The sequence below is a fragment of the uncultured Legionella sp. genome (genome assembly GCF_937871865.1).
GTDB lineage: Bacteria > Pseudomonadota > Gammaproteobacteria > Legionellales > Legionellaceae > Legionella.
Genome location: NZ_CALMPD010000049.1, coordinates 1 through 10,289, shown reverse-complemented (window position 1 = coordinate 10,289; position 10,289 = coordinate 1). Strand labels below are relative to the sequence as shown.

The following is a 10,289-nucleotide window of genomic DNA, read 5'->3' as shown; positions in this document are numbered from 1 at the left end:
GAGAAGAATTTTAATGAGTTTTAGTTAGGAGGCAAGGTGCTGTGCGTAAGGTGAGAATATAAAACAAGCATATTATGGCAAAACTGCTGACTAGGATATCAAAATGAGAGTAGCCAATACTATCTGAAAAAAATACATCGCCTGTACAAATGGCAACCAAAATTGCTATCATCCATCGGAACCCTTCTTTTCTGCCCTTTAAGAATAATGCAGTAGATAATAATAAAAAAAAGAAAGACAAGCGTAAGGTATGGGGAAAATTAAGAAGATAAAGGCAAACAGCCAGTATGTATGACTGAATTAACACCAAAGAGCAGACAAATTCAATTTTTTCTTTATGAGTATTTAAAAAATACAGCAAACATAATCCGCTTAAAGAATAACCAAGAGTAATGAGTGCCAATAGCGGACTTTCATACCATCGAATTAATCCCATGATGAAACTGATGAAACAAATAAAAAGATACACACTGTGCAGAAAGTCAAATTTATAACGAATATATTGATATTGTTCTGGAAGTTGCTGATTGAGTAGTCGAAATTTAGCAAATAGTTTCTTCAATCGTATACTACCTGATTGCATGTATATGTATTAATTATAACTTAATTTCAAAGTCAAAGTATAATGGATATCTGATGAGATTTAATTGTTTTCTAATGGTTGATTCTCAAGTGCAGATTCCCCATGTTGGTACAGGGTGAATCTGCAATTAGTCCATCTTTAGCGGTATTTTACGTCAGCAGTATGTTCATGCGTTTCAGCAGACTCTTTGTTGCCAGCCAAAGATCCGGAAATGGAGCCCAGGAGATTTAATTTTTCTGATGTAGGGATGTCTATTTTTAAGAGGCTTTCTGTAAATTTTTTAAATAAAACGGCAAAATCCTCATCGTATTTATTGGGCAGCACTGCTGCTGCGGCACTTGTTTGTTCCGTCCTTTTTTCTGCATTTAATCCAAATAAAATTCCAGAAAAGAAGGCTTGAATAATTGCGGATTGTGTTGCACCGACCGCATCTCCCGGATATAAAACAGTGTCTCCTATACTTATTTTTGCTTTTTGAATGAATGGTTCCGCGCCCATTTCTATGTCCATCGCCTCTAGCATTGAAGGCACATGATTGCTGTTTTTATGGGAAAAGATACCATGGTTAATAAGAGAAGCTGAAGTTAATTGAGAGGATAGATTTGAAAAGCTTCTGATAAAGTCAGGTTCTAGCCAATTCACTAAACGGTTGGGCTCCGGAACATGCAAGCTTAGGGGATTATGTGAGCAGACGTCTTCGAGGCTCTTGCCATCAGATACCGTGGTTTTATGATTTTTTACGATAAAAAAATCTCTTGTAGCATTAAACGAAGAGAGAATCTTGCCTGGATAAATAATAAAATTATACTCTAAATAAGCGGCCAACCACATTATTGATGGGTTTTCTTCCGTTAGATAATCTTTAGAGCGATACCTCCATAATGCAGCAGATTCCGGTTCTGTTCCATGACGTGAAACAAAGCCAGCGATATCTTCATCAATACTTACTTTTAGTCCGGGCTCTGATTCGTAGAGGGGCATCATTGCATTTATTTTCTCAGCGGCGTTTGCCTGATTAATCCAGGTATTCCAACGCATTATTTCAAAATTTTTTCCTTGGGAAAGAGCTAGTTCATTGATTATTGCTATTTGTTGATCAATCGTTTTATCCCCATAAAATTCAAGGAATTGTTCTGTGCTTAATGGTTCTTCGATAAGCTCTGTTCGAGATTCTTCAGGAGATTTAATTAATAGTGTTTCTGTTGAGGTTAAGGTGCTTAATTTTTTTGTACGTATGCTTAATGGTTGTAGAAAGCTCGCCAAGTTATCTTGAAAAAATTGATTACCCATATTTAAGGCTTGAGCCTTAAGCGTTGCTTCATCATTAGTTTCAGGGGGGAGCTCTTTAAGATTGTGCCAGTATATGGCATCAGCAATCAAAAAGGTGGTTGTTCCCTTAGACAGAGTATTGTCGGATTTTCTGGAATGAGTATTAACGGCATGCTGGACAAGAGCTGCAAGATAGTCTCCAGTGCAATATTCATTGCCTTTGATGCTTAAAAGAACCAGATCCTTGGTGTCTACTAATGATGGGAATCGACTCTTGCCTTTACCATTTAATTTTCCACTAAATACAGCGGTTACGATATCACCTTCTTTCGGGCCTTTAACTTTGGACATTTATTATTCCTCAAGCCTTAATAACACCTATCTAGGAAAAGATGATTAAGACCTCAATCTAATTAATATGAAACTGTTTGTTTTTTATGCAATCAAAGAACATTATAATTTTCATGTACATTTATAGCATAGTATAAAACATTATGAGGAAAAAATAACCACCATATTTCAATAATTGTTATATTTTCTGTTAATATAACAGATTAATGACCAGCTGATTGAATTATTCATTTGCTTTGTCATTAAGGAACTGCAATTTTGTAGAATCCCTGCAGACATAAATTTTTTTCAGCTTAAGGTAACATCTTCAGTCCAAGTGTTCAGATTATTAAGACAATGCATCAATCTCTCAGCTATAATGTTATAAACAGTAGGAGATGGCCTAGGAATAATGAGCGACTTACAGAAAATTATCGATGAAAAAAATGAAGAGATTGAACAGCTTAAACTTCGTCTGGAAGAAGAACAATCCATATTTCAGAGTGAGTTAGACTTTGTTCGTGACTATTATGAAAGCATGCTTGCTTTAATGCCTGGTCATGTGTACTGGTTGGATAGAAATAATGTATTCCTGGGATGTAATGACAGTCAGGCAAAAGATGCTTGTTTGAGTTCAAGAAAAGAGATTGTAGGTAAAACCAATTTTGATATGCCATGGAAAGATCAGGCCGAAGAATTGAATAAGCTGAACAATCTGGTGATGGATACGGGCGTACCGCATACCGCGGAAGAATACGCTGTTATGGCACATGGTATGGCTATTTATATTTCACATAAAGTCCCTCTGCGCAATAAACTCAATGACGTTATTGGAATCTTAGGTATTTCCATGGAGATCACCGAACATAAAAAAATGGAAGTGGCCTTGCGTCGAGCCAAAGAAAACGCCGAAGTTGCGAATCAAGCAAAAACCGAATTTATCGCTAACATGAGCCATGATATTTATACCCCCTTAAGTGGTATTGTAGGGATGTCTAAATTGATGGAAGAAAAGGCTCATAATCCGGAGCAAAAGCAATATGCACGTTGGATCAATGAGAGCGGGGAGCAATTGCTTGAGTTGTTAAAAGGGGTGATGGAAGTCGCTGCTGCTGATAATGTCCGAGAGAGTGATGTTCAGACGGAGTTATTTGATCTCTATAAAAATATTCAGGATATAGCACATTTGGTGCGGCCTACTGTGCAAATGAAACGCATTCAATTGCATATTGAACTGGATAAAAATTTTCCACGCAAATTTATTACTGATGGAACCAAACTCTATAAGGCATTGTTAAATTTAGTAGGTAACGCGATTAAATTTACTGATGAGGGTAGTGTGACTATCAAGGTGATGGTACTCGCACAGGAAAATGATTATGTTCAACTTAAATTCAGCGTTTCTGATACCGGTATTGGAGTTCCTTGTGATTTACAGGTTAAAATTTTTGATCGGTTTTTTCGCGCGCATCCTGGAAATAAGGGCAAACAGGGGGGGTATGGAGTGGGATTACATATCGCACAAAAATACGTCAATTTGTTAGGCGGCGAAATTAATCTGGACAGTGAAGTAGGAAAGGGATCTACTTTTTATTTTACCCTCACTTTGAAAATAGACAGCAGCGAACGAGAGAAAAAAGCTCATTTAGTGGACATCAATTCCCCGCTTATCTTATTAGTTGAAAATAATATCAGGGCGTTGCGTCTGATTGAATCAGTCGTTGAGCAGGCAGGTTATCAATATTATTCAGCTGTAGACAGTGAACATGCCATGGAACTGATAGAAACGAACGATTTTGATTTGATTATGATCAATGTTGAGTTATCGGACGGTGCGGATAAAAACATCACGCAACGTATTCGGGACTGGGAATTGCAATTGAATAAAAAGCCCGTGCCCATCATTGGTTTAACTCGGGATGAGCTGACGGACATGCAGCAAGACAGCTTGCAACCGGGAATGAATAAACTATTAACCAAGCCCATTCATTTAAAGGGTTTGCAGTTGGTAGTCAGTGAGCTGGTAGAGTTGAATGACGGCCATCTAATCGAAGACAAACAGCAGGTAAAGAGTTAAGTCAGCAGAATCGACAGGAGTGTTATCATGCGTATACAAAATCTGAAGTCAGTAGCCCTTGTGTTGGTTTTACTTGGCTTTTATCCTGATTTTAGTTATTCCGAGCAAGCAATTTCTGCTGAACCTGTTTTAATGATGGATAAGGCTTGTGTTGCTAATGGAATGGATAATTTAAAGCGGAGATTTCCGAGTTTAAGTGAGGGTGATGTTAAAAAAATAACCACTTATGGTTGTTTTTGTGCTTACAAAGAAGCGCAAAGAACCAGATTACCTTCTGTAGGACTAGATTTATGGAATGCTACTGATTGTATTTCTTATGCGGTATTACGTAATGCTATGAGATCTACCAACAATGCAGCATTGATTGAAAGCAGATGTTTGGCCAGTTTTCCACGTGATTTGACTGATGACAGTGCGAATGAAGATGCTGCCAGTTTTTGTAAATGTGCTTCAGTACCCGTCAGTACTATCAATAGCGGGGGAAAAAAGCTGAAATTAACTGAAGATCAGCTTTATGAGACGATTGTTCCGATCAGTAAGGCCTGTCGTTAATTTTAATCTTTTTAAATCCCTTTAAACGTTTGTGTTTTTGATCACTATTAATAGCAACTAATCGATGGTTCATGATGAGAACAAGGATTATTTACTCAATTCAGTATTTAGTTTCCTACATCAGAGTTTTTCACCAATTGGATAAATTGCTGTAATTCACATATTGTCCCACCACAAGCAGGTATGGATACAGGTGCATTATTATAAGTTACTTTTACGATGTAATAATCTTTATCCTGTTCATACAGTGAGAAATTTAGATTTGCTGCATAAGGTGGAGCATTATCTAATGGTGCTCCCAAAAAACTTAATGCTCCGGCAACAGTAGTATCATGAGCAGATAACAGTACATACTTCAGAGTTGAATTATTCTTACTGCCTTGATTAAGATAATTGGCGATGTTTGTCATCATTTTGGTGCTGTAGGCATTGGCAATTGGTTTCGGTCGTTCCCAAGCCATAAGAATCCAGTGGCTCGCATCAATAATTGTTTTTATATCTGCAGAGCTTAATTCCTCCGGCATTGGTGCATTATGAACTTGATGAACGTATAAAGCATCACCGAGCAGCAACAAATCTTCCAGGTTATTAATTTCCAATCCTGTTACACTTGCCCAGCGTGAGTAATGCTCTTTTAGTTCCTCATTTTTTTGCCGCCATTCTTTAGTTGAAAAAACATACTGCTGAAACAATTGGTCACGTTCTTCATTGCTGATGCGTTGAATAATAATCTCATCATACTTTGAAGGGGCGCTAAAAACAGGTATAGGCTGAAACATGTGCGGCAGAGCTGGTAATGAATTATCGTTTGTCTTTGGCCCGGTCCCTGGCGGATACAAACCCATCAGTAACGATTGTGCGCTCATTAATGTGCGATCGTAATCAGTGGATCTAACGTACATGGTTCCTGGTTGATAATGTTTGGGTAAAAGATGAGTTTGTTCTATATATTTTTTTCTAAACTCCATTCCCAGTTGATATTCTTGTTGCATACCCTCAGCTGTTAGCTGGCCCAGGCCTTCACGCCATTGGTAGTTTATTGACGGAATTGCTGCTATTGGTGTCCTGTCTCCATGGCGAATAACATCTACTGCAAAAATAAGAGTATCTGCTGCAAACAACAACGAGGGGGAGGTGATTAATAAGGCGAGCGTGAGATGCAATTTATTATTCATTTATTATACTCCATTAAAATTCGACTTTACCCATTTCCAAGCATCTGAATCACTGCGACATCGACTGCAGTGGTCATTAATGTTCATAACATAAGGATGATTTTGTTTGCCGCACTATGCCGAGTATGAATACAAAAATCAAGATGAGAACCGGTTATCAGCGATTTTAATAACCTCTTAATAACCGGATGGAATGAGTTAGAATTGAGCCGGAGTAAATACTCGTATACGATAACCGTCTGGATCCGTTGCGACAAAAGTATAGCCATAGTTCATATGAACGGGGGCTTGAATAATCTTCAATCCTCGTTGTGTCCATTTAGCATATAAGCTGTCGACAGCGTTCATGTGCTCCATAGTAAAGCCCATTTCACCTCCGCTGCCACCTGACATTGCTTCTGGCTCAACACTATGTACTGACTTAAGGCCCAAAGCTGTGTTACTACTGAAACGAAACATGGTAAATGTAGGAGAGCCTTCCTCTGGTTGCAGATCAAATAATTCAGTATAAAAACGAGTACTGATAGCAAGGTCATTGACGTATAAAATATTAAAATCAGGATTCATTTATTGCTCCATAAAAAGTTCTAATCAGTTTGCGCTGGCGAATAGAGCTTAATCCTTTATACTGACAGTATTTGTCAGTAGTGATTTCCATGCATCAGCATGTAATTGGGTTTATGTCAGGAACGGCAACACCATTCGAGGGGATAAAGTAGGTCAGGAGCCTCTATTGTATAAAACGTGCGTGAGGCATTATTTCTTTTATCCAGCCACGAACATGCTCCACTCGCGGAAACCAGGATTGATCTCCATAAGAGGCATTATTGTTGCCTTGTGAATTGACTCCTGCAATTGCCCAGCCATTGTCTGTTTTAATCCATGCAGGGCCGCCACTATCTCCCGAGCCCAGAATACCGGTAAGAGGAGATGAGGGTTTTATAATTCCATTTTCATCAAAGGGATTCGGTAGGGAGCCATCTTCTTTCGGTAACCAAATCCCCAGATAATTTCCGGCATCTCCTTTTTCTGGAGGTGGTTCAACCGCCGTTACTACTGATTCAATTAATCCTACTGCAGCAGCTGGTTCCTCATGAGTGTCCAGTGAAGTGTCTTGGCCTTTCTTTCCTGTTCCACGCCATCCATAGCCGATAAAGGTCAACATTTTGCCTTGTTCAGCTGTCCCATCGTATAAGGAGGGTTGGGTTCCTGCATTAGCCACGGTTTCTGTTAATCGAACTATAGCAAAATCATAACCGGTTCGGTCGTCAGCATGTTCATTCCATAGGGGATGAACAAACACCGCCTCACCATCGTATTCTGTGCCATCTATAGTGATGTAGGTATAGTCGGAAGCTTTGGTTCCAGGGGGAAACATATGGCCTGCTGTGAGCACGTATCCATGTCCTTTATAGTTTCCTATCCAGCTTCCGGAGCCTGAGTCGTCTTCTCCCTTGAGGTATATCAAGGATTCAAATTGAGGTGATAATGCCAAGGCTTCTGATTTATCGAACTTCGAGTTTTTGTACGTGCTTTCAAGGATTACGACCGCCCAATCAGAAGTTGACATCAGCAGGCTTGCAACGCTGATAATCAGCACTACAGAAAATCGTTTAGAACGTTTCATTGAGCTCTTCTCCTTGAGCAACAAAGTGCCAGTAGCAATTGAAAATAAAAGGGAGGGTTATCCTTACTACCTGAGTATAGCAAGATAAATAGAAATGGTTATTATGGCTGAAAATAAATGATTAGCGTGGAAATTCCAGCTAAAATATCCAGAACATTAAACGGAACCGTCATCCGTTGGGTAAAGATATTGCATAGTTAAAAAAGAGCCGATATGATTATTTCGTAGTTAAGTCGTCCAATTTAATTTAAACGGGAAAGTCAGATACTTAGGGACAAGGGGTAATTATGGAGCACAATGGAAAGAATACAACACAAGAGAATACTGCGAATAATTTTGGTATCCCTGTGGGATTAGTTTCTAAAAGAAGAGATGAATTAATTCTGGCACGTAATTCTTCAGAGCAGCAAGCGTCAGAAGTAGAGGACTCGCAAGAATCTACTGTAAAAGAAGAGAGCACACGCCTGACACACCTGACTCAAAGTCGGCCAATGATTCCTCACCACAGACCACCTACTCGTCATGTGGGACAGACACTGTTTTTTGAAGAAAATCAGCAAAATAAACACGGTGAACAAGTTGCTGAATCAGATCTCACTGTGCTTGATGAGATAAAGAAAGCAGTGGCTTTGGCAATAAGTCGATATCAAGACCGGGCTAATCATGTTGAAAACGCACGTCATAAACCAGGTTGGTTCACCAATTGGCGACATGGTCCTGCAGGTTTGAAAAATGCGGAAACGATTAATACGCAAGTCAATCTGTGCAAAAGTATGGATTTTGCGATTATTGAATTGACTCATTTTTTCCTAGACCCCTATCGACGGTATGAAAACAATTCTCTAAGCATGTATTTATTGGATGAACTAAATGCTGTATTGTCCAAACATTCTATTCCTGAATGTAAGCCTGAAGGAAATACGCCTTATGATAAATTTACATGGATAAGTATTTCATCTCAGTTGAAAAAATTGGGTGTTGAAAATGCACCAGTTGCTGAACGTACTTTAGATCTAACCTTGTCTTATTAATCTTCATTGCCCAAGCCGATGCAGGCTGGATTATGAAACCTGCATTGGGCCTGCTGACATCCCTGGTAAAACTAGTGTACTGAAAAGATATCACTCTTCCCTTCTCTGTAAACCCGTTGAAATGATTGAGAGGAATTTAATGGTTTAGGTCGAAAGATCGCATGAGTAGATTTTCATGCGACGTCGAGAATACAAGGCAGGGCTGCAAAGTCCAGCAAATGATCTGATGAATAGATTAATGAAAGGAAAGCTACCTATATTTGTTGTTGGGTGGCAATTACTAGGTTGACCTTGTTCTTTTTCAGTATAAGCCTTCACCAGCATTAAGTTTTATTATAACCAAGTGTGGAACATATTTGACCCAAACCTTTGTTACAATTCGGTCTAATATTTTAAATTAGCTCAATGCTACTAATCCATAGTGTTGATCATATTTCTCTTGTAACTGTGGACTATAATGACGGTGATTAAGGTTTAATCTGTTCCTCGATTAAATGGTTTTCAGAGCCTGCTATTTCCATTTTATTCGCTTTAAAAAAAGTTGTCCTTTTTTGCAATTCGTCTAAACACTGCCTCAGTTTATTTTTATGTTCATTTTCATAAGTAGCGCGATTTTTTTGAAATTCTTCTGACAAATCACCCAGAACAGCATAATAATTATCTACAGTTTTATTTATATCATACGTTGGATAGCGATCACGAGACGGTATGATTTCTGTGCCGCATTTAAACATATTCTCTTGTTGTGCCTTGGGAGCAGGTGAGTCAATATGAATTGCGTTTAATTGATTGTGTTGATCGTCAATATACTGCTCTAAATTTTTCATTTCACTTTCAAATTCACTTGCATGAAAAATTTTCCCAGTAGGCGTCCACCAAACATCTGCTATCCAGCAATTTTTGCCCCAGGTTTGTGGATGTTGCAAATCTCCTTCACGATTTACGATAACAAAAGCATGGTCTTTATTAACCATGTTTATCAGTTCGATTCTAGAAATACACTCTGAGGCACATTCCCAAAGATATTTAGCAACAATCGATGCTCTAATACCGCAATTACCCCATCTTACTTCACGAGCGACTATACCACGAGCCAACAATAATTTAGTGGCATGTGGAAGCTTGCATTCTGGGTCGTCGAACGGCATGTTCTGTTCCAGTGCTTTTAAAAAAACGGATGATGGCGATTTTTTAGGAGTAAAATACCATTTTTTATTTGTATTCAATTGAATGTATTTATCACCTGAAGAAAAACTTAAAATAGAAGCAGAACAGGGGCTTGTATAATGTTTCGAGTATTCTCCAGCTGTATTCCTACTTTGATTCGCAAAAGCCCATCCATTAGTACGCTCAATATCTTCAATCCTATTAGAAGCCCCTAATATACACGTATTAATAGCATGATCTACAGCAGCTTTGAGAAGAGAATTTATTTTAGAATGAGGTATTCCACTTGAATTAAAACCTATACCGTTATCCTCGGATTCAATAATGGCTTTATCACCATTAGATTCTTCTTTAAGTATAATATTACAAATTTTATCTACATCCATAATTTCTCTTATTCCGGTTGCCATGCTCCATCAGAAGTCATTGTGATTTTATATTGTACATTGGTGCTCATTAAAAAGCTATACCAAGTGAG

9 protein-coding genes are annotated in these 10,289 nt (G+C 38.4%); 3 read left to right on the top strand and 6 right to left on the bottom strand.

The window, feature by feature from the left end:
- Positions 1-10 precede the first annotated feature (10 nt).
- The gene (locus Q0495_RS03000; protein WP_298622870.1) at positions 11-562 is read right to left on the bottom strand and encodes a hypothetical protein; all 552 of its coding nucleotides are present in this window, start codon (positions 560-562) and stop codon (positions 11-13) included.
- Between the two features lie 159 nt (positions 563-721).
- On the bottom strand, positions 722-2,203 hold the full coding sequence (locus Q0495_RS02995; protein ID WP_298622868.1) for a hypothetical protein: 1,482 nt from the start codon (positions 2,201-2,203) through the stop codon (positions 722-724).
- A gap of 391 nt (positions 2,204-2,594) precedes the next feature.
- Between Q0495_RS02995 and Q0495_RS02990 the strand changes: the two genes are divergently transcribed.
- Both Q0495_RS02990 and Q0495_RS02985 read left to right on the top strand, forming a co-directional pair.
- The gene (locus tag Q0495_RS02990; protein WP_298622866.1) at positions 2,595-4,259 is read left to right on the top strand and encodes an ATP-binding protein; all 1,665 of its coding nucleotides are present in this window, start codon (positions 2,595-2,597) and stop codon (positions 4,257-4,259) included.
- Between the two features lie 27 nt (positions 4,260-4,286).
- Complete coding sequence (locus tag Q0495_RS02985) at positions 4,287-4,811, top strand: hypothetical protein (protein ID WP_298622864.1); 525 nt, start codon at positions 4,287-4,289, stop codon at positions 4,809-4,811.
- Between the two features lie 107 nt (positions 4,812-4,918).
- Here Q0495_RS02985 and Q0495_RS02980 read toward each other — a convergent pair whose 3' ends face one another.
- From Q0495_RS02980 to Q0495_RS02970, 3 genes are all read right to left on the bottom strand, one after another.
- Positions 4,919-5,986 carry a histidine phosphatase family protein gene (locus Q0495_RS02980; RefSeq protein WP_298622862.1) on the bottom strand — a complete coding sequence of 356 codons (1,068 nt, stop codon included), beginning with the start codon at positions 5,984-5,986 and terminating at the stop codon, positions 4,919-4,921.
- Between the two features lie 198 nt (positions 5,987-6,184).
- Positions 6,185-6,553, bottom strand: coding sequence for a VOC family protein (locus tag Q0495_RS02975; protein ID WP_298622860.1), 369 nt, complete (start codon positions 6,551-6,553; stop codon positions 6,185-6,187).
- Between the two features lie 163 nt (positions 6,554-6,716).
- Positions 6,717-7,613 carry a trypsin-like peptidase domain-containing protein gene (locus tag Q0495_RS02970; RefSeq protein WP_298622858.1) on the bottom strand — a complete coding sequence of 299 codons (897 nt, stop codon included), beginning with the start codon at positions 7,611-7,613 and terminating at the stop codon, positions 6,717-6,719.
- Positions 7,614-7,900: 287 nt separating this feature from the next.
- On the opposite strand from Q0495_RS02970, the gene Q0495_RS02965 reads away from it, so the two are divergent.
- Complete coding sequence (locus Q0495_RS02965; RefSeq protein ID WP_298622856.1) at positions 7,901-8,644, top strand: hypothetical protein; 744 nt, start codon at positions 7,901-7,903, stop codon at positions 8,642-8,644.
- Positions 8,645-9,111: 467 nt separating this feature from the next.
- Here Q0495_RS02965 and Q0495_RS02960 read toward each other — a convergent pair whose 3' ends face one another.
- Entirely contained in the window at positions 9,112-10,221 is a 1,110-nt protein-coding gene (locus Q0495_RS02960) for a hypothetical protein (RefSeq protein ID WP_298622853.1), read from the bottom strand.
- Positions 10,222-10,289: the final 68 nt, after the last annotated feature.

Coding starts and splice junctions, on each gene's coding strand:
- Q0495_RS02995 (WP_298622868.1), bottom strand. CDS start 2,203: ATGTCCAAAGTTAAAGGCCCGAAAGAAGGTGATATCGTAACCGCTGTA.
- Q0495_RS02990 (WP_298622866.1), top strand. CDS start 2,595: ATGAGCGACTTACAGAAAATTATCGATGAAAAAAATGAAGAGATTGAA.
- Q0495_RS02985 (WP_298622864.1), top strand. CDS start 4,287: ATGCGTATACAAAATCTGAAGTCAGTAGCCCTTGTGTTGGTTTTACTT.
- Q0495_RS02980 (WP_298622862.1), bottom strand. CDS start 5,986: ATGAATAATAAATTGCATCTCACGCTCGCCTTATTAATCACCTCCCCC.
- Q0495_RS02975 (WP_298622860.1), bottom strand. CDS start 6,553: ATGAATCCTGATTTTAATATTTTATACGTCAATGACCTTGCTATCAGT.
- Q0495_RS02970 (WP_298622858.1), bottom strand. CDS start 7,613: ATGAAACGTTCTAAACGATTTTCTGTAGTGCTGATTATCAGCGTTGCA.
- Q0495_RS02965 (WP_298622856.1), top strand. CDS start 7,901: ATGGAGCACAATGGAAAGAATACAACACAAGAGAATACTGCGAATAAT.
- Q0495_RS02960 (WP_298622853.1), bottom strand. CDS start 10,221: ATGGCAACCGGAATAAGAGAAATTATGGATGTAGATAAAATTTGTAAT.